Raw genomic sequence first — 19,512 nt, 5'->3', positions numbered from 1 at the left:
CTCAAACCGTGTCAAAGGGGCCAAACAGCATCTGCGCTGCAGATCACAACCGGGATCACCTAGTCGTAAACGTCTTGCTTTACGCGGCGGCGCGGTTACTACTGGTGATTCTACTCGGCAGCGTGATTTACGGGGTGGCGCGATTGTTGGGGGTAACCCAGCTGCCCATTGTCGTAGCCGCGTTGTTCGCTCTGATCATCGCGATGCCCCTGGGTATCTGGCTGTTCAGTCCGCTGCGTCGGCGTGCCACCGCTGCGCTTGCTGTCGTTGGCGAGCGCCGGCGTTCCGAACGCGAACAGTTACGGGCTCGACTGCGCGGTGAGCCTTTGCCTGACGAGGAGTAAGATCGCTGCGGCGCTGAAAGTTTTGCCAACAAGGACAATTCACATAGTTGAAGCCGTAAGCGCACCGTCAGTACGTCACTGACCCCGCCAGTGTTAAAGCTCCAGCTACCGCGATCGCCCACACCACCATCGCAAGTCCGGTGTCCCGCAGCACCGGGGTCAAGTCGGGCCCCATGCGGCCGGAGCGCACCGGCCGCATGGCGCGCAGAGCCAGCGGCGTGGCCACCAATCCGACGGCACACCATGATGTCGCCACCATCAGCACCACGGTAAGCACGCCGGTGGCGACCAGCAGTGCTTGATATAATTGCCGTGTGTGAGCATCACCTAAGCGCACCGCCAGGGTGAATTTGTGTGACTGTGTGTCGGTGTGAATATCCCGCAAGTTGTTGGCCACCAGGACTGACGACGACAGCGCTCCGGTCGACACCGCCAGCACCAATCCCACCCAGTCCACCCGCAATGCTTGGGTGTATTCGGTGCCGAGCACAGCGACCAGGCCGAAGAACACGAACACCGCGACTTCGCCAAAACCTTTATAGCCGTAGGGCTTCGAGCTACCGGTGTACAGCCAGGCTCCGGCGATGCAGGTAGCGCCGACCATGATTAGCCACGGTGCGCTGAGTAGCGCGAGTGCCAACCCGGCCACCGTGCTGACCGTCAAGCCTACAACCGCGGCGGTCAGCACCGATCGCGGGAAAGCTAGCCGCGAGCCCACCAAGCGCATTGGCCCGGCCCGGTGGTCGTCGGTGCCACGGATGCCGTCGGAGTAGTCATTGGCGTAGTTGACCCCGATGACAAGCGCGACAGCGACGACCAGCGCTAGCAGCGCTTTCCACCACACGGCCGAGTGCAGCCATGCCGCAGTGCCGGTGCCTGCAACAACGGGCGCCACCGCGTTCGGTAGCGTCCGTGGCCGAGCACCCGAGATCCACTGAGCGAAACTAGCCATCAGGGTATCCTGCCGGTGGTTGGACGCATGCGATCAAACGCGGGGCATGCATAACAATGGGCGAATGCTTGGAGTGATCAGCATCGACTTCTACACTTTTTTGGGTTCTGTTTGCAAGTATTTTTCCGCTACGGCAAACGGACATTCCGTGTGACAAGCCTAGTGTCCCTATCACGGGTGGCGCTATCGGGGAACACGACGTGGCTCTCTTGCCGCGGCACGGGGCGCACTACAAAAATACTCGGCGCACACCGTGTCGTATCGGGCCCAACATGTGGGCGCTGTGCTCGCTTGGCGTACGGCGAGTTTTCGCGCTGTACGTGGGCGGCAGTCTGAACCCCGAACTTCGAGCGTACCGGTAGCCGTATCGGCATTTATTTCGACTTTGCCGATACCTATTGCCCGATTTTGCGTGCCGCGGACACCGTCCTAGCCAGCGTGGTCGACGGCGGTATCAGTGTGGTAATTCGGGGCTCGCGATTTTCCACCCGAGCGGAAAACCAGTAGTTCGTCCGCCTCTGGATTTGGCATGGCCAACCTGACCGGCTATTACTCTAGGAGGTGTTCGCCTAAGAACTGGAAACATACCATGCGGCAGTAGTTTTAAGTAACTGATCTGGACGCAGGTGTTGTGGTTGGCGATGGCGTGAAGGTTGGCGGCTCGGTGGTGGTGTCGCGGTACCACAACATTTACGGCCCCGGCATGTCGCGCGACCCTCCATACTCCTGGGTGGCAACGATCTTCCGTTCTGCACTCGAAATAGACTATCCACCGAAGATTTTCGATGACAGCGGTTAGATGTGTGACTTTTTCCATGTCAACGACGTATCAGCAGGCGAACCTCGCTGTTGCATTATCATGTAGCTGGATTGTGAAGGCTTCCCCGCGGTCAATGTCTGCTCTGTGCAGATCATCTCGACCCTCGAGGTGGCAACCGCTATGTGCTACGCGCGCAGTTGCCCGAATAGCGCCGTGGCACCAGTCATCACCGGGCGGTACCGCAACAGGACGTGCGCCACATCGTCGTCGATCCCGCCCGGGACGCCGAGGTGTTGGGCTTCCGTCTGGCCGGTCGATCTGCGCGAGTTTGCGTTCGCATCACCCCGATAGAGATAGAGGTGGGGGTTATTTTAGCCATTTTGGCTAGGTAATACTGAGGTGTAATACTTGTTGTAACAGTGGTTTGGGTGGCGGTGTTGATGGGTGAAGTGTTTTGTGTTCTGTTGTGGGGGTGGAGTAAAGGGTGGTGGGTCAGTGTATTGGCGGGTCGGTGCGTCAGGTCGCAAAGGTCGGTATCGATGCCGTGGTGATGCGGGTATGAGAGTCGTTTCGAGGTCTTGGTCTCACGCTGGGGTTGTACAGCGATTCTGTGGTAGGGCGTTGTCTTGTGGTTGATCATGGCCGCAGTGATCACATCAGTGCTGTGGTCCTTGGATAGGTGTAGCAGCTGCACGAATCCGCTACTTGTGTTCGGCCAGGGCGCCGATTTGGGGGTCTAATTTTTGCCGATGATTACATCATCCGCCCAATGCTATGAGGTTAGAGCACCACACGGTCGTGTAGTTTTCGCGGGACGTGCACTGGTGGTGGCCATACCTAGAGAATAATGGTGGTGCCCGGTTTTAGCGTGCTGTGCCCTCAGCGTGCGGAACATCCACCCAGTGCGCACATGTTGGTTGAGCTTGGACTCGATGTTGAAGTGTTTTATAGGACACCTGCATCTTTCGGGCCGGTCGGGATAGGTTTTGGGCCAACACCCCCACAATTTGTTCGGGACTGTACTTCTTGGCCAGCACACATGTCTATCTCCGTACGCAGCTGCCCACAACGCTCACCTTGCCGGCCTTTAAAGCCACTGGCCCACTGCTCACTGCATAGCTAAGCAATACAAGCTCAGTAACCCGATTGAGCGTCTTAGCCAGCATAGTTGGTGTCGAATCAGTGCAACCCCCAAAGCAACCCGCAAACACGCGGGCCCCACCCTTGCTGGTGATCTCACGCACGATCCCCACCCCCACCCAACCCAAACGAACGGTTAACGATCGATCACATCAACTCACAACACTGCAACACACCGCCACCCAAACCACTGTTTCACCCACCACCCTTGACTCTAAGCGGAGCCGATTCGCATAGTGTGTAATTTCCGATGCCTGAACGTTAACATCTCAGTGTTGTACAACTCCTCGGAATTATGAATTATATAGTAAGGACGGCTACCTTGCTGAATGAACAAACATCAGGTCAACCCTCATATTTAATTGTAGTCGTCACTTCGTCCTAGTTGTTGCTGTGCAGCAGTGTTCGCAGCCTGTCGGTTTTTTTGCGGTGTTCTATTCTAGAAGCGCGCCCACACCACGGCTCAACCATTGGCGACATAATGGTGGCCATGTCTGTCGGGTACATCGACGGCGACCGTCATGTCGGCAGAGACTTGCAGGAAAGTGCTTCCCGGAATCCATTGCGTCTAGGGTAGCACGTCGTAGCTCCGTTTTTCTTGCAATCCAGTCCGGTCTGGAGAAAATAAAAGATTTTTAAAGTGCAACACCAGGGAGTCTCCCACGTGATCAGGTAGGAGGCGTTCTGCAGGTACATCATCTTAGGTCTAACTCACAGAGTGTTCCAGTGTCCTAGATTTGCTTGGACGGGAAACGAACCGGCTGTTATGACCGTCGTCGTATATGGGTGGCCCTTGTCGGTGAACCACGATTGCGGGTCCCGGTCAGTTAGGTCTAGATGGTGTTGTTGAACAACGTAGGTCAACTGTATAATTCACTCTCGGTGTAGGCAACGAGGTTGTTCAGGTTCATGAACGGCGCCTCGCCACCCGAACAACGCCAGACTTTCTGGCAAAACACAAACAACTTGGGCCGTTGCGCTTCCAGCATTTGCCGGATCAACTTGTTAACCGCTTCAAAGAGTCCCTGGCCGGCGCGTCAGGTATTCTTTTTCTCCACCAGGAAGGACAGGTCAGCTGGGCAAAAACGAATACTACATGTTCACGACCGCGGTGTTGCTGGTGTACATATACTCTAGCCAAGGGGTCAGCTTCAGCCTCGTTGATCTACCCGGTCAAGGTAGGACGTTGCGACCGCGCACTGCAATTTGCCAGTCCGATGCAGTTTGCGCGTCGCCACCTCCGTAGTCACCGAGGTGCCGTCCGCGAAGTCCGGTCCTGCGTAGGCCTGGATCGGCTCGATGGTCGGGATTGCGTTGAGCGCCGTGAGTTCATCGACGGTTGGGCCGGCCTCCACGAAAATTCGTCCTTGGCTGCCCTGTGGCCAGCGGGTACTCTTAGTTTTCAGGCTTCTTATAGCCATAAGGTCATATATTTGGTATTGCCAGGCGGGGAATTAGTTCGCCATAACGAGCAGACCCAGCGGGCTGGTCCCGATAAACTCCAGCTTAGGCCTAGCAGGCGCGGACGGGCAGGAGTCCTGAAACCGTATTGAGCGGGCCAGGCAGACGGCAAAGATGCCAAGGTAGTAGCCGGTCGTTCAGGAGCAATCCGCTGACCAGCCGTTGGAACAGTGGACCACGCGGCAACAGAGGCGGCACCATGTGCAATTGAATAAAAATAAAGAGCCAGCCACATTGCCAGCAGTAAATAGCTGCAGTAAATAGCTGTAGTGGTGAGCCGCTGAATTCGGTGCTTGGTGGCGACACCGGCTTTTTGGTTTTAGTGGGTTCAATTGGGTGTTGCGTTAGCACCGGCGGATTCCGCGGTATCGATCGCTGATTCGCTGTCAACCGCTTCATCGCCAACGGCGGCTGTTGCAGAGCCAGCTTCGCTCATCGGTGGGTAAACTGGGGAGCGCGTTTCTCGATGAATGCCGCCATGCCCTCGGACTGGTCGTCTGTCACGAAGGTCGAATGGAAAAGCCGGCGTTCGTGGAGCAATCCTTCAGCCAGCGTGGATTCGAAAGACCGATTGACTGCTTCCTTGGCCATCCGGGTAGCCGACCGAGACATCTGCGAAATGGTAGTAGCGACAGCCTTGGCCTCGGGCAGTAAATCGTCGGCCAGCACCACCCGCGAAACCAGGCCGCTGCGTTCGGCTTCGGCCGCGTCGATGGTGCGTCCGGTCAAGATCAGGTCCATTGCTTTGGCCTTGCCGATCGCTCGGGTTAGGCGCTGGGAGCCTCCCATACCGGGCAGAACGCCGAGTTTGATTTCTGGCTGACCGAATTTCGCTGTGTCGGCGGCGATAAGCAGATCGCACATCATCGCTAACTCGCAGCCACCACCGAGTGCATATCCGGCCACCGCGGCGATCATTGGGGTACGCACGGCGGCCAGCTTGCCCCATGCGGAGAAAAAATCAGCGTCAAATGCGTCGGTGAACGTTAAACTGGCCATCTCTTTGATGTCGGCGCCGGCAGCAAAAACCTTGGGTGAACCAGTAATGAGGATCGCCCCAACATCGGGATCGATGTCTAATTCTTTTGCTGCATTAGTGATTTCGTTCATCATCTGGCTATTGAGTGCGTTCAGAGCCTGTGGCCGGTTCAGTGTGATGATGCCAACTCGCTGGTAGCCGTCAACGAGGATTGTGTCGTACTTCATGTTATTCGTCACCAAATTGCCTTTCTAGAAACTCAAGTCATCGTCAACCGGCTCGAAATATCCACAGATGTCGGCTGCAGTGACTTCGGCCAGTGTCGTCGGCGCCCATTGTGGATTGCGATCCTTGTGGACCAGCTGCGCGCGGATGCCTTCCACCAGGTCGTGTGAGTGCAGTGAAGCCGACGACACCCGATAGTCTTGAGTCAGAACATCTGTCAGTGTTTCCAGTTTGGCTGCTCGACGCATCGCCTCCAGTGTGACTGACAATGCGACGGGGGAGCGGCTAACGATCAGGTTGAAGGCGCCTTCAGCAGGTTCCGCATCATGCCCACGCAAAGCGGTGATGATGTCTTTGACGGTTTCGCCAACGTAGCATTCGTCGATCCAATCACGTTGTGCGGCAAGGTAGCTTGGTGGAGGTTCGATAGCGTAGCCGGCTAGCGCACTGTTAACGCCGTCGGTAACGACCGCTCGGGTGAACGCGTTAAGGTCGCTGTGCGGCACATAGTGGTCAGCGAAGCCCAGCTCGATAGCGTCGGCACCGGAAAACGGTGCTCCGGTTAGCGCAACATGCAGACCCAGCGCACCGGGCGCCCGAGACAACAGATATGTCCCGCCGACGTCTGGGATAAACCCGATGCCGACCTCGGGCATTGCCACTTGCGAGGTATCGGTTACCACTCGAGTGTTTGCGTGTGCACCGATGCCGACGCCACCGCCCATCACGATGCCGTCCATCAACGACACGTACGGCTTGGGGAACCGGGCGATTTGGCTGTTGAGCAGATATTCGCTGCGCCAAAACCGCCGTGCCTCAACCCCATCCTTGAGAGCACTGTGATAGATCGCCACCACATCGCCACCGGCGCATAGTCCGCGTTCCCCGGCTCCAGATAGCACCACTGCACGTACCGCGTCGTCGTCTGCCCAGCTGGTGAGTATGGCGGTCAGCGCGTCCACCATCTGCTGGTTCAGCGAGTTGATCGCCTTAGGGCGGTTAAGTGTGATAAGGCCGATACCGGCCTCAACGCGCGCCAAGACCTCATCTGATTCGCCAGCCACACCCTAGCCTTCCACGTCAATTGGAGAATACGACCCAAAAATGCCACCCAACGGATTGATCAGCACTCTAGACTGTGGCTAGCTCGATAGCCGTCCGCGGGTAAGGTTATGTTTATCCCGACAACAAACATGCGAGAACATACGAGCCCGGCAATAATCAAAAAAACTGCAGCTCGATGGGGAACTCGGGTGGGCGATTGATCGTTGAGGCAACTGTTCGCATGGATCGAAGCCACAGCCACAAGAGAGGAGTCGACCGGTGCGCGAGACAAGCAACCCGGTATTTCGTTCGTTGCCTAAGCAGAGGGGCGGGTACGCCCGGTTCGGTACTGATGCGGCCCCGATGCAGCAGGGGTACTATCAACCCGATCCATATGCCGCGACTCCCTACCAGGAGACTCGTGCTTATCAGGTTTCGCGGCCACTGACCATCGACGATGTCGTTACCAGGACCGGCATGACGCTGGCGGTGTTGGTGGTCTCGGCCATCGTCTCTTTCTTCCTGGTGGCATCGAATTTCGCACTAGCCACCCCGCTCACCTTGGCCGGCGTTTTTGGCGGCTTGGCGATGGTGCTGGTCGCTACCTTTGGGGGCAAACAGAACAGCCCGGCAATCGTGTTAAGTTACGCTGTACTCGAGGGGCTGTTCCTCGGCGCGGTTTCGTTCCTCTTCGCCAACTTTCAGGTATCGACAGTCAACGCTGGAGTGTTGATCGGGGAGGCCGTTCTAGGCACCTTCGGGGTGTTCTTTGGCATGCTCGTCGTCTACAAGACCGGAGCCATCCGGGTCACCCCGAAGTTCACCCGAATGCTGGTTGCGGGAACATTCGGTGTGCTAGCTTTGATGCTAGGCAATTTTGTGCTGGCGATGTTTGGTTTGGGTGGCGGAACAGGTCTAGGTTTGCGCAGCGGCGGACCGGTGGCTATCCTCTTCTCACTGGCGTGTATCGGCATCGCGGCATTTGGCTTTCTTCTTGACTTCGATGCGGCTGACCAGATGATCCGCGCGGGGGCGCCGGAGAAGGCGGCGTGGGGTATTGCTCTGGGCTTGACCGTAACGTTGGTCTGGCTATATGTCGAGATCCTGCGTCTGCTTAGTTATCTACAGAACGACTAGCTCACCTCACCTATTAAGACACAAGAGCCGGCACGCCACCTGGTATGTCAGCTCTTGTGTCTTGTGTTGCGTTACCCCGCGGGCTGCTCTAACTGAGCAAGCTCGATTACCATCGCCATGCCCTGCTCGACGTCGACGCACATGATTTTCTAGACCAAAATGCCTTGTTGTAGTTGGTCAAGTTGCTCAGCAGCGTGGTAACGATACGTCGCACCGGTCATGCCAACGGGTGACCTAGCGCTATCGCTCCGCCCAACACGTTCAGCTTGACTTCGTCGATTCCCTGCTAGCGTAGCTAGGCTCAGGATATTCAGTGCGAAGGCTTTGGTTGATCTCGTCCAGATCGATGTCGCTTGCTGACATGCCGACTCGTTGCAGCAAGCAGAATGATTTTTTGCCGTGTGTGTCACTGTCCCCAAACACCTGCGGCGCACCCGACCTCTAGGGTGGCACGGTAGCTGATCGCCGCAGCGTGCGATCCCGGTGCCAACAGTTGATACGCTTTTATCCATTTCTGGTGCCAGCCTTGCCGGCTTGCTGCAAAGGGACAATAAAGATGATGGTGTGTTGACCCATTCCAAGGCTACACTAAAATCCATCGCCAACTGAACGTAGTCGGGACGCACAAGTCGATGAACGTGTTTGGCCCTCACCAGCCGCGTGAGAAAACTATCCTGGTGGTTCACAGCGCCGACGAGCAGTAGAGGTTGATCATGGGGTTAAGTAGTAGAATTCTTATAGGTGGAGTTCGACGGCCACCACGCGGGCACGCGGGCTATGTCACCGAACTTACCGCCTGGCAGGCCACATCTAAGATTCCAAGATGAGGTCGTCGATCTCGTGCGACTTCAGCGGTCGGCACTGTGTTGAGGGTGGCGTGAACAGCCACGTCGTCGGTTTGCATACTAACCGGCGACCCCCTTCATAGCGCGGCTGATCGGTGAATGGGCCGTTGCAACGATAACAGCTTCCAGTGCCGGCGTAGGCGAATCCTCTATTATTATGTGGTAGGGATCATAGACAGGTGGGGTCGACTACCGGCGACGAGCAATAAGAAGACGTAGTTCAGTCTAGTCGTTGTCCTCTAGTCCGGACGGGCCCGGGCTGCAAGGGTGCCGGCCGCGGCGCCGCGGCAGTGACATGACGTTTAGCTGCGTGTGTTTACGGGGGAGGGGGCTGATTTTTCGTGCAGTACCCGCACCAGCTGGTCGATCTCCGCGCATATGTCGTCGCCGAGGGGGGTATAACCGTCGACGGAGCGCATCTTCTCGGGCGTGGCCTCTATGATTGGGGCGCCGACAGATGCGCCACCGGTTACCCGGCACACCGCAGGCTGTTCGGACATCCGCAGCCCGCGAGTGCTTTCCAGCCAGCGCAGTAACTGCGGAATGGCGGAGATGGCCCCCAGATCCCAGCAGGTCCCAACGACCACCATCGCGATCGCGCTCCGGGCATGCAATCTGTGCACTGTCAAGCCCAGCTAACCCTGGCACAGACTAGCATCACTGCTGCGTCTGGTGGCAGTCTAGTTATTAACATCACATCGATTTGGCCGCCCACGTCTTTTAAGGTGGTGCCGACAATGGTTTTGGTGCTCAGCCGGATGTGCTTACCAGTTTGCTCTGCTAATCCGCATGCGATGAGCACGCCCGGGGCACCTCATCGGCGCTGCCACAGCCGTACACGGTTGCCGTGAAGTGATCAAAATCAATCAAATACAGAGTTGGGCATGCACGCCGCGCCAACATCGCTGCATGGGCTCGCTACTGGGTTGCATGGCGGGATATTCTAGGTTTTGGGGATGACGGTGCGCGCGTGTGTGGCTTGGCTAGCCAACAGATTACGTGCGGCCAGACAGGCCGTTCCTGCCACAGGCTAGTGCACCCACCGAGGCCAAAACGATCATCGGCCGCCGCGCGGCGCTCTATACGGCCACGCCACTAAAACTAAAGTGTAAGAAGGCCATGATGACGTTTGTATGAGCGGCTGAAAATAATACGATGTACATTGCGGATCAATTACGGTATCGAATCAGACTCTTCCAAACTTTTGCTCAGAAACAGCTGGTAAGCTAAGTACGAGAGGTTGGTTGAACGCCCCGGTGAGTGGTTTGAACCAGATGCTTAGGTCGTCTCGTCACATAACTACAACTGTCTAGTGAAGTGTCGACATGACCGCACGCAGCAAGGTATCTGGCTCACCTCGCGATGCTTCCGCCAGTATGAGGTATTCCAGACACGTACAGTTGAGGCCCGCAGACTCGCGATCAGCGACGGTTCCTCCTTCGGCCTCAACGTCACTGCGCGAGTTGCCGCGTTGGTGTCGCTACTGACGGATCCGGCCAGTTTTGGCTGGTCGGCTTAGCTACTATTTCTAGCGTGCCGTGGCCGTGGGGCCTCATCGATGTGACGTACCGTGTTCCACTCCCTAGGTTTGTGACCATTCGGGCGCAGGTGAGTCTTACCCAATGTCAGCTCAGTTGGTGCGAGCGCCTGGAGTTATAGCCGTGGACGGCACACGGCGGGTTATTGTCTACTTGCATCGCGGTGCGTTCTTAGCCGATGGAGCAAAATCGGATGGCAAGCTCGTCCAGACGCTGTCAAACTTTGCTGACTCGGCGTTTCTTGTGGTCAACTATCGGCTATTACCTAAGCACTCGATCGGTATGGCCCTCGAGGACTGTTACGACATTTACCGGTGGTTGTGGTTGCGCGGATACAACCCGGGACGATTGTGTTTGGCTGGGGATTCCACTGGTGGATATCTTGCGCTCGTCTGCGTGCAGCGGTTGCAGGAGGAAGGCGAAGAGCCAGCAGCGCTTGTGGTCATCTCGCCATTTTTGCAGCTAGCAAAAGAATGCAAGCAGGCGCACCCCAACAAGTACGTATTACATGCTTAGAGCGACGCAATGTTCCCGGAAAGGGCATTCAACGCGCTTGTCGCATTGGTATGCTAGTGTTATGCGCGCCGAAGGACGGCTGGGCGAAGAGATCTAGATCGATGTGAGCCCCTGGCACACAATCAAATCCCGGCCTGACACGGACATTTATTCACGTTTCTGGATCTGAGGGGCTGCTGCACGACGCGCAGTTGGCCGCCAGCCGGCTGGCTGCCGGTTGGTGTGCCGGCTTGTAGATACGGGTCTGGCCTGACCAGGTCCAAAATTTTCAGCTGGCCGCGCCGCTGGTGCCAGAGGTGGTCCGTTCGCTGCGCCAGATTGGCGAGTACATCCTCGAGGCCACCGGATAGCGGATCGGGGTGGTTCGCCATCACCCGAGTGGTTGTGGGTGGCAAGAATTCGCCTGAGATTATGAACACATGCGGATTGCGCAGCACATCAGTGACCTCATCGGCGGCACGCCACTGGTCCGCCTGAATTCTGTCGTCCCGGCCGGTACCGGGGTCGTAGCGGCAAAGGTCGAATATTTCAACTCCGGGGGCAGCTCCAAGGACCGGATCGCGGCTAAAATGATCGATGCGGCAGAGGCCAGCGGTCAGCTGAAGCCGGGCGGCACCATTGTCGAACCTACGTCGGGTAATACCGGTGTTGGTCTGGCTTTAGTCGCCCAGCATCGCGGGTATAAGTGTGTGTTCGTCTGCCCCGACAAAGTTAGCGAGGACAAACGGAATGTGCTGTTGGCCTACGGAGCCGAGGTAGTCGTATGTCCGACGGCCGTGCCGCCCGACGATCCGGACAGCTACTACAGCGTTTCCGACCGGTTGGTCGCCAAGATCGACGGTGCCTGGAAACCAGACCAGTACGCCAACCCAGCAGGACCGGCCAGCCATTACGAGACCACTGGCCCGGAGATTTGGGCCGACACCGACGGTAGGGTAACCCATTTCGTCGCTGGCATCGGTACCGGTGGGACAATCACCGGCGTGGGCCGCTACCTCAAGGAGGTGTCCGGCGGATTGGTACGTATCATCGGTGCCGATCCGGAAGGGTCAGTGTATTCGGGCGGTACCGGACGGCCATATCTGGTCGAGGGGGTGGGCGAGGACTTCTGGCCGGCGGCGTACGACCCGATGGTGCCCGATCAGATCATCGCGGTGTCTGACTCCGACTCGTTCAATATGACCAGGCGGTTGGCCCGCGAAGAAGCGATGCTGGTCGGCGGGTCGTGTGGCATGGCGGTCGTGGCTGCTCTGCAAGTGGCCGAAGAAGCCGGGCCGGCCGCGCTGGTCGTGGTCTTGCTGCCGGACGGCGGCCGTGGCTACATGTCCAAGATCTTCAATGACGCCTGGATGTCGTCGTATGGGTTCCTGCGTAGCCGTCTGGACGGGTCTACCGAGCAGCCCATAGTGGGTGATGTGTTGCGTCGGAAATCGGGCGCGTTGCCCGACTTGGTGCACACCCATCCGTCGGAGACGGTGCGCGATGCCATTGGCATTCTGCGTGAGTACGCGGTATCCCAGATCCCGGTTGTCGGCGCCGAGCCTCCGGTGATGGCGGGCGAGGTTGTCGGCAGCGTCTCCGAACGGGAACTACTTTCGGCCGTGTTTGAAGGTCGTGCCAGCTTGGCCGACGCCGTCTCGGAGCACATGGGCCCGCCACTACGACTAATCGGCGACGGTGAGTTGGTTAGTGTGGCCGGTGAGGCGCTGCGCGACTCCGATGCGCTGATGGTGGTGGAGAAAGGCAAACTGGTCGGGGTCATAACGCGATACGACTTGTTGGGTTTCCTCTCGGAGGGCGCACCGCTACGTTAGCGGGATGATCGAGCCGCAAGTTAGTTCGGCTACAAACCAAACACGGCGACGACTCGATACGCCGAAACCCGTGCCCGTTCGCTACGCGAATTTGTTCTCAGGTAGGGTAATGCGGCCTAGTTCAGCTCCTCCGCAGTGGAAGGTTACCCATGACCGATCAACCGCCGCCGAGCGGGTCTAACCCGACACCTGCTCCGCCCCCGCCCGGGTCATCCGGTGGGTATGAGCCTTCGTTTGCCCCGTCTGAGCTGGGCTCTGCCTACCCGCCGCCTACTGCGCCACCCGTCGGTGGTTCTTACCCGCCACCTCCGCCGCCCGGCGGTTCTTACCCGCCACCTCCGCCGCCCGGCGGTTCTTACCCGCCACCTCCGCCTTCCACCGGCGCGTACGCGCCGCCTCCACCTGGACCGGCGATCCGCTCACTGCCTAAGGAGGCCTACACATTCTGGGTCACCCGGGTGCTGGCTTATGTCATCGACAACATCCCAGCCACGGTCCTGCTCGGCATTGGCATGTTGATTCAGACGCTCACGAAGCAAGAGGCGTGCGTCACTGATATCACGCAGTACAATGTTAATCAGTACTGTGCTACTCAGCCTACCGGCATCGGCATGTTGGCGTTCTGGTTCGCATGGTTGATGGCGACGGCCTACCTGGTCTGGAACTACGGCTATCGCCAGGGCGCCACCGGCTCCAGCATTGGCAAGACGGTAATGAAGTTCAAGGTGATCAGCGAGGCTACTGGGCAGCCAATCGGTTTCGGTATGTCGGTGGTGCGCCAGCTCGCGCACTTCGTCGATGCGGTCATCTGTTGCATCGGGTTCTTGTTCCCGCTGTGGGACTCCAAACGGCAAACCCTGGCGGACAAGATCATGACGACGGTGTGTCTGCCGATCTGACACAGTGCCACGACTTGGCAGGCTAGTCGGCGGCCCCCCAACCGCTGACCGCAGCGGCCATCTCTTAGGCTAATCGTCGATGAGCGAAGATTACCGGGGACACCACGGCATTACCGGACTAGCCACCAAAGCCATCCATGCTGGCTATCGTCCGGATCCGGCAACAGGGGCAGTGAATGTCCCGATTTATGCCAGTAGTACTTTTGCCCAAGATGGCGTCGGTGAGTTGCGTGGCGGATTCGAATACGCGCGTACCGGCAACCCCATGCGCGCCGCTTTAGAGGCATCCTTGGCCACGGTCGAAGAGGGCGTTTTTGCGCGAGCCTTCAGTTCCGGAATGGCTGCTAGCGACTGTGCCTTGCGGGTCATGCTGCGGCCGGGGGACCACGTGATCATCCCGGATGACGTCTACGGCGGCACCTTCCGGCTGATAGACAAGGTCTTTACTCAATGGAACGTTGACTACACGCCGGTACCGCTGTCTGATTTGGACGCGGTCCGCGCCGCGATCACATCACGGACCCGGCTGATATGGGTGGAAACACCGACCAATCCGCTGCTGTCCATCGCAGATATCACCAGCATCGGCGAACTAGGCAAAAAGCACTCAGTAAAGGTGTTGGTGGACAACACCTTTGCTTCACCCGCGCTGCAACAGCCGCTGATGCTGGGGGCAGACGTCGTGTTGCACTCGACCACAAAGTACATCGGCGGCCACTCTGATGTGGTGGGCGGCGCGCTAGTCACCAACGACGAAGAGCTGGACCAGGCTTTCGGCTTCTTGCAGAACGGAGCCGGTGCGGTGCCGAGCCCGTTCGACGCGTACCTAACGATGCGCGGATTGAAGACTTTAGTGCTGCGGATGCAGCGGCACAACGAAAATGCCATTACTGTAGCGGAATTCCTGGCTGGGCATCCGTCGGTGAGCGCCGTGCTGTATCCGGGCTTGCCCAGCCATCCCGGGCATGAGGTCGCTGCACGGCAGATGCGCGGCTTCGGCGGCATGGTTTCGTTGCGGATGCGAGCCGGCCGACTAGCCGCCCAGGATCTGTGTGCCCGCACCAAGGTGTTTACCTTGGCTGAATCCTTGGGTGGAGTGGAGTCGCTGATTGAGCAGCCCAGTGCCATGACGCACGCGTCGACAACCGGGTCGCAATTGGAAGTACCCGACGACCTGGTGCGGCTTTCGGTCGGTATTGAAGACGTCGGCGACCTGCTGTGCGACCTCAAGCAGGCGTTAAACTAACTGCGCCGACTGTGAATCTGATGACGCGACGCCGGCCGTCGCGGGATTCACACTTGCGATAATTATGAGTGGTAAGGCTCAGCGCTGATCAACGTGACTTGAACGGTGTTGCCATTGGGTACGGTGTAGCTGCGAGTCTCACCCACCTTGGCGTCGATCAGGGCGCCCCCCAGTGGTGAATTTGGCGAGTAAACCTCGAGCTTGCCCTCGTTGACGCCCTCCTGGCGAGTGGCTATGAGGAATGTCTCGGTGTCGGACTTGTCGTCGTTGTAGTAGACCTTGACCACCGAACCGGGCAGCGCCACGCCGGACTGCTTGGGCGCTTCACCGACCTTCGCGATGTTGAGTAGATCTTGCAGCTGGCGGATGCGGGCTTCCTGCTGGCCCTGTTCCTCGCGGGCGGCGTGATATCCGCCGTTCTCGCGCAGGTCACCCTCCTCGCGGCGGTCGTTGATTTCCGCGGCGATGACCGGACGATTTGCGATCAACTGGTCGAGTTCGGCCTTTAGTCGGTCATGTGACTCCTGGGTCAACCAGGTCACCTGAGTATCCGTCATTTCGTCGTGCTCCTTGTGTTCTCGGCTTCGCTTATCCGCGTAAGTATTTGATTCCCCGCTGCCCAGGGGGCGTATCCGGGTCACCCCGTGTAGCTGCTGTTCCGTTTCGCTCATGGCTACCAATGCAGCAGTCAATACACGGTCCCAGCAGGAACCGTGTATTGACTCATGCTACCACCGCGAAAACAGCTGGTGACGTCGCCCGTTAGCATTTGTCGTTTAGTCAGGCTGGGCGCAGGTAGCCCGGTACATCGGTTCCGCAGCCATAGATATCGGCCATCACCGGTGGTCGGGCGGATTTCACCGTCGTAACTACCTGAACCGTGGTCGCCTCGGCTGGTGCTACCAACACTTCACGTCTACCTGTTTCGCTGCCGTCTTTGGCACGAACTCGCACAATGCAATCTACCGGACGTGACGGGTCGGAGCGCATCACGCTTATCGTCACCGACACCGTCTCGTCGTCGAGAACTCGGTAGCTGGCGAGCGAGCCCGCAACGTCGCTGGTGCCGAGCCGTTGGTAACCGATGACAGCGATGCCAGTGCTGGCAGCAACAGCCAACACGGTCAGCGCGATGACGCCACGGTGCCGTGATCTGCCGGGCAGTCGGGAACGTCCGTACCGGGTCTCAGTAAGTGGGGTGAAAGCTTGGTTCATGAGTGGCTTGTCGGATGCCGTACCCTGGCCAACAGGATGCAATGATCTAGCAGTGGAATTATATATAGGCTCAGGAGTCGACCGGCGAACGGACAAGGGGGCCTGTGAGCGAACTGCGCTTGATGGCGGTACACGCTCACCCTGACGACGAATCCAGCAAGGGCGCTGCCACTCTCGCACGTTACGCCGACGAGGGCCATCGGGTGCTGGTGGTGACGTTGACAGGCGGTGAACGTGGCGAAATTCTTAACCCGGCAATGGACCTGCCTGATGTACATGGACATATTGCCGAAATTCGCCGCGACGAGATGGCGAAGGCAGCCGAGATCCTCGGCGTGGAGCACACTTGGCTGGGCTTCATCGATTCCGGCTTACCCAAGGGTGACCCGCCGCCCCCGTTGCCCGACGATTGCTTTGCGCTGGTGCCGCTGGAGGTGTGCACCGAGGCGTTGGTGCGGGTGGTTCGCAAGTTTCGTCCGCACGTGCTGACCACTTACGATGAGAATGGCGGCTACCCGCATCCCGATCACATTCGCTGCCACCAGGTCTCGGTTGATGCCTACGAGGCTGCCTGCGACTATCGGCGTTTTCCGGACGCCGGCAAGCCGTGGACGGTGTCCAAGCTGTACTACAACCACGGCTTCCTGCGGGCTCGGATGCAGTTGCTGCACGATGAATTTGCTAAGCATGGTCAAGCCGGCCCATTCGACAAGTGGCTCGCGCAATCGAACCCCGCGCACGACCCGTTTGAGTCCCGGGTGACGACTCGGGTCGAGTGCTCGGCGTATTTCAGCCAGCGCGACGACGCTTTGCGGGCGCATGCTACCCAGATCGACCCCAAAGCCGAATTTTTCGCAGCGCCAATATCCTGGCAGCAGCGGCTATGGCCGACCGAGGAATTCGAATTGGCCCGCTCGCGAGTCCCCACTCGGTTGCCGGAGCACGATTTGTTCGCTGGAATCGAGGCGGCCGGGTGAGCCATATCTTTCTCACATTGATTGCTGATGGTGAATTGCAGTATCATGGGCCCGATTTTGGCAAGGCGAGCCCGATGGGCCTGCTAGTTATCGTGTTGCTGTTAGTCGCCACGTTGTTGCTATTGTGGTCAATGAATCGACAGCTTAAAAAGATCCCCGCATCATTCGACTCTGAACACCCCGAGCTGGACCAGGCCGCCGACGAAGGCACCGAACTGGGGGGCTATCTTGATGAAGAGCCCTCCGACACCGATCGCAACGGACCTTCGCTACCACCGGAACCCGGCGCTGACTCCGGCTGATTCGCCCCGGGCAAATATCCTGGGTCTGATGACCAGTCCGTATTTGTGCCGGCATACTGGAAACCCGGTGCATTGGCAGCAGTGGACGTCACGGGTATTGGCGGGTATGGCTGCGCGTGATGTGCCGATCCTGTTGTCCGCCGGCTACGCCATAATCGATCACTGGTGTCACATCACTGATGCCTTACTGCCTACCGTTTTTTTGCGGCACTTACTATCCCAAAGTCGCTTTCTTGCAAATTCTTTCGGTTATTTCTGACGCCTGGCAGGACTTCCGTGCCGGCGTCGAGGAGGCATCCGAGCACATCCCTACATCGACCGATGAGTTGCGCTCGATGGCTGGGGCACTCAGTGCGCTCCTGGAGCCGCACGGTGGTGGTTCTGCGGTGACGTCGACATTGTGCGATTAACGCCGTGGCAACCGTGCTGCACGACCAGGACACTGCTCGTGGTGGTTTCCACGGAGCGCCCAAGTTCTCGCCGTCGGCGATGGTGGAGGAGGTTGCACGTGCTGGGAGTGCGATGGCCCGGTGCGGCGTTTACGACCAACTCGACGGCGGGTTTGTCCGGTGCGGCGTTGACGACGCTTGGGGCTTGGGTGATACTGCATCTCGGGAAGATGTTGTTATTACGACGTAAACGTACTATTGTTGTGCCCGTATGCGCCTTGGGTCCATAGCACCGGAGTCCGGTTAACTCGCCGGGTCGCCGCGCCGACCGCCCGTTTGTTGCTCGACGAGCTGGCCGATGCGGGAATGTTCACTTCGTTACTGGATACTGCCGCCGACGGTCGTGAGGGCTCGACCCATGTCTGGACGCCAGCGCATCTAACCGAGGTGCTAGACGACGAGGACGGCCGTTGGACCTGGGACGTTTTCACCGTCACCGGATCCCTCCGAACATGGGGCGGCGGTGCTGTATCTGCATGGGGATCCGGATTCGCAACGACTGTAACGGACCGGACCGCGCTGTTGGCTGCGCGGCTTACCCGCGCACAACCCGGACGCGATGACAAGATTGTCGTTTCCTGGCGGTAACCGCCCTGAGCTAGATCAGTGTGCCATTGTAAAAAACTCTAATTAGAGCGAGCCGGGCGGGACTCTGCTACAGCGTTGCCGAACTTGCATATGGCCGACGATGGTGGGCCAGCCTGGGCTGGGTGGTCGGCGACAGCGCGGTGATCCATGAAGGCCATGCTATGTTGGTTAACGTACTGGCAAATTGTACCAGCTGACTTCCGATAAAGTCTGGTGGCTACGGTGATTGACCCGCTTGACACCGCGTTGCGGCATTTTGCTCACGTGACGCGTCCTGACCGCTGGTTCGGACACCACCGACACCGTGGACGACGCCAAGAAGCTGACAGCTGTGGCCTGACGATACGCAGGATGGCTGACGCCGTAGGGGCCGTCGATCACTGAGGCACTGCTGACCCGTTGCAGATTACGATCGCCTATAAACCATCGCAGTCATCTTTATTGGTCTATTGGCCGACGCGCGTCGGACGGAGCGATAGTCGTCAGTGGTGACACTAACTCGTCAACGCTGCTCGTCAGTAGGAACCGGGTGGCCGGTGCCGCTGTGGCCCACGTATGCCACGGATGAATCTGCGATCGACCGGTCACTAGAGTATCGGATCTACCGGCATCCGGGCTTACGTGAACTAGTTCGACGTTAAGGCGTGTTGGTGTTCGGTGGCACGCACGTTCGGATTGACGGGGTTGAATTGTACTTTGTGTGCATGTTCTGTTGTGGGGGTGGAGTAAAGGGTGGCGGTGTGTTGCAGTGTTGTGAGTTGATGTGATCGATCGTTAACCGTTCGTTTGGGTTGGGTGGGGGTGGGGATCGTGCGTGAGATCACCAGCAAGGGTGGGGCCCGCGTGTTTGCGGGTTGCTTTGGGGGTTGCACTGATTCGACACCAACTATGCTGGCTAAGACGCTCAATCGGGTTACTGAGCTTGTATTGCTTAGCTATGCAGTGAGCAGTGGGCCAGTGGCTTTAAAGGCCGGCAAGGTGAGCGTTGTGGGCAGCTGCGTACGGAGATAGACATGTGTGCTGGCCAAGAAGTACAGTCCCGAACAAATTGTGGGGGTGTTGGCCCAAAACCTATCCCGAC

The 19,512-nt window shown here is 58.4% G+C and carries 19 protein-coding genes and 2 pseudogenes; 13 read left to right on the top strand and 8 right to left on the bottom strand.

What is annotated here, in order from left to right; translation table 11 throughout:
* Window positions 1–8 precede the first annotated feature (8 nt).
* Window positions 9–344, top strand: coding sequence for a DUF4229 domain-containing protein (locus ML_RS12350; protein WP_010908877.1), 336 nt, complete (start codon window positions 9–11; stop codon window positions 342–344).
* Window positions 345–411: 67 nt separating this feature from the next.
* Here ML_RS12350 and ML_RS12345 read toward each other — a convergent pair whose 3' ends face one another.
* A complete protein-coding gene (locus ML_RS12345) occupies window positions 412–1,296 on the bottom strand; it encodes a 1,4-dihydroxy-2-naphthoate polyprenyltransferase (protein WP_010908876.1) in 885 nt (294 codons plus the stop codon).
* A gap of 655 nt (window positions 1,297–1,951) precedes the next feature.
* On the opposite strand from ML_RS12345, the pseudogene ML_RS16865 reads away from it, so the two are divergent.
* Window positions 1,952–2,407, top strand: a pseudogene (locus tag ML_RS16865) (NAD-dependent epimerase/dehydratase family protein); the annotation flags it as partial.
* A 1,252-nt stretch (window positions 2,408–3,659) separates the two neighbouring features.
* On the opposite strand, the gene ML_RS16860 reads toward ML_RS16865, so the two are convergent.
* The 4 genes from ML_RS16860 to ML_RS12315 form a co-directional block, all read right to left on the bottom strand.
* Window positions 3,660–3,719, bottom strand: coding sequence for a hypothetical protein (locus ML_RS16860; protein WP_231846814.1), 60 nt, complete (start codon window positions 3,717–3,719; stop codon window positions 3,660–3,662).
* A gap of 628 nt (window positions 3,720–4,347) precedes the next feature.
* Window positions 4,348–4,551 carry a hypothetical protein gene (locus tag ML_RS12325; RefSeq protein ID WP_049769889.1) on the bottom strand — a complete coding sequence of 68 codons (204 nt, stop codon included), beginning with the start codon at window positions 4,549–4,551 and terminating at the stop codon, window positions 4,348–4,350.
* Window positions 4,552–5,089: 538 nt separating this feature from the next.
* Window positions 5,090–5,863 (bottom strand): enoyl-CoA hydratase, encoded by a 774-nt coding sequence (locus ML_RS12320; protein ID WP_010908875.1) that lies wholly within the window; start codon window positions 5,861–5,863, stop codon window positions 5,090–5,092.
* A 24-nt stretch (window positions 5,864–5,887) separates the two neighbouring features.
* The gene (locus ML_RS12315; protein ID WP_010908874.1) at window positions 5,888–6,925 is read right to left on the bottom strand and encodes an enoyl-CoA hydratase/isomerase family protein; all 1,038 of its coding nucleotides are present in this window, start codon (window positions 6,923–6,925) and stop codon (window positions 5,888–5,890) included.
* Window positions 6,926–7,184: 259 nt separating this feature from the next.
* Here ML_RS12315 and ML_RS12310 point away from each other — a divergent pair, with 259 nt between their 5' ends.
* On the top strand, window positions 7,185–8,042 hold the full coding sequence (locus tag ML_RS12310; protein WP_010908873.1) for a Bax inhibitor-1/YccA family protein: 858 nt from the start codon (window positions 7,185–7,187) through the stop codon (window positions 8,040–8,042).
* 1,147 nt (window positions 8,043–9,189) lie between these two features.
* Here ML_RS12310 and ML_RS16855 read toward each other — a convergent pair.
* Complete coding sequence (locus tag ML_RS16855) at window positions 9,190–9,501, bottom strand: SGNH/GDSL hydrolase family protein (protein ID WP_231846641.1); 312 nt, start codon at window positions 9,499–9,501, stop codon at window positions 9,190–9,192.
* A 711-nt stretch (window positions 9,502–10,212) separates the two neighbouring features.
* On the opposite strand from ML_RS16855, the pseudogene ML_RS12295 reads away from it, so the two are divergent.
* From ML_RS12295 to ML_RS12280, 4 genes and pseudogenes are all read left to right on the top strand, one after another.
* Window positions 10,213–11,291, top strand: a pseudogene (locus ML_RS12295) (alpha/beta hydrolase fold domain-containing protein).
* A 69-nt stretch (window positions 11,292–11,360) separates the two neighbouring features.
* Window positions 11,361–12,755: a cystathionine beta-synthase gene (locus ML_RS12290; RefSeq protein ID WP_010908872.1), complete on the top strand. Its 1,395-nt coding sequence runs from the start codon at window positions 11,361–11,363 to the stop codon at window positions 12,753–12,755.
* Between the two features lie 149 nt (window positions 12,756–12,904).
* Complete coding sequence (locus ML_RS12285; RefSeq protein WP_010908871.1) at window positions 12,905–13,654, top strand: RDD family protein; 750 nt, start codon at window positions 12,905–12,907, stop codon at window positions 13,652–13,654.
* Between the two features lie 79 nt (window positions 13,655–13,733).
* On the top strand, window positions 13,734–14,900 hold the full coding sequence (locus ML_RS12280; RefSeq protein ID WP_010908870.1) for a cystathionine gamma-synthase: 1,167 nt from the start codon (window positions 13,734–13,736) through the stop codon (window positions 14,898–14,900).
* A 62-nt stretch (window positions 14,901–14,962) separates the two neighbouring features.
* On the opposite strand, the gene greA is transcribed toward ML_RS12280, so the two are convergent.
* Window positions 14,963–15,457 (bottom strand): transcription elongation factor GreA, encoded by a 495-nt coding sequence (gene greA / locus ML_RS12275; protein ID WP_010908869.1) that lies wholly within the window; start codon window positions 15,455–15,457, stop codon window positions 14,963–14,965.
* A 223-nt stretch (window positions 15,458–15,680) separates the two neighbouring features.
* A complete protein-coding gene (locus tag ML_RS12270; RefSeq protein WP_010908868.1) occupies window positions 15,681–16,115 on the bottom strand; it encodes a DUF4307 domain-containing protein in 435 nt (144 codons plus the stop codon).
* A 104-nt stretch (window positions 16,116–16,219) separates the two neighbouring features.
* Between ML_RS12270 and mca the strand changes: the two genes are divergently transcribed.
* From mca to ML_RS16835, 6 genes are read left to right on the top strand one after another with little or no spacing between them, the layout of a single operon-like run.
* Window positions 16,220–17,092 (top strand): mycothiol conjugate amidase Mca, encoded by an 873-nt coding sequence (gene mca, locus ML_RS12265; RefSeq protein ID WP_010908867.1) that lies wholly within the window; start codon window positions 16,220–16,222, stop codon window positions 17,090–17,092.
* Window positions 17,089–17,394 carry a hypothetical protein gene (locus ML_RS12260; RefSeq protein WP_010908866.1) on the top strand — a complete coding sequence of 102 codons (306 nt, stop codon included), beginning with the start codon at window positions 17,089–17,091 and terminating at the stop codon, window positions 17,392–17,394. Before mca ends, ML_RS12260 begins: the two co-directional genes overlap by 4 nt.
* Entirely contained in the window at window positions 17,324–17,653 is a 330-nt protein-coding gene (locus tag ML_RS16850) for a DUF255 domain-containing protein (protein WP_330944547.1), read from the top strand. The genes ML_RS12260 and ML_RS16850 overlap by 71 nt, the downstream gene beginning before the upstream one ends.
* A complete protein-coding gene (locus ML_RS16845; protein WP_231846639.1) occupies window positions 17,628–17,804 on the top strand; it encodes a hypothetical protein in 177 nt (58 codons plus the stop codon). The genes ML_RS16850 and ML_RS16845 overlap by 26 nt, the downstream gene beginning before the upstream one ends.
* 4 nt (window positions 17,805–17,808) lie before the next feature.
* Window positions 17,809–18,033 carry a hypothetical protein gene (locus ML_RS16840; RefSeq protein WP_064430454.1) on the top strand — a complete coding sequence of 75 codons (225 nt, stop codon included), beginning with the start codon at window positions 17,809–17,811 and terminating at the stop codon, window positions 18,031–18,033.
* A gap of 11 nt (window positions 18,034–18,044) precedes the next feature.
* Window positions 18,045–18,431, top strand: a complete 387-nt coding sequence (locus ML_RS16835) for a hypothetical protein (RefSeq protein ID WP_231846638.1) — start codon at window positions 18,045–18,047, stop codon at window positions 18,429–18,431.
* The last annotated feature ends 1,081 nt before the right edge of the window (window positions 18,432–19,512 follow it).

The organism is Mycobacterium leprae TN (assembly GCF_000195855.1).
GTDB classification, from domain to species: Bacteria; Actinomycetota; Actinomycetes; order Mycobacteriales; family Mycobacteriaceae; genus Mycobacterium; species Mycobacterium leprae.
Note: the sequence above shows the minus strand (reverse complement) of the source record. Positions and strands in the feature narration are given on the sequence as shown.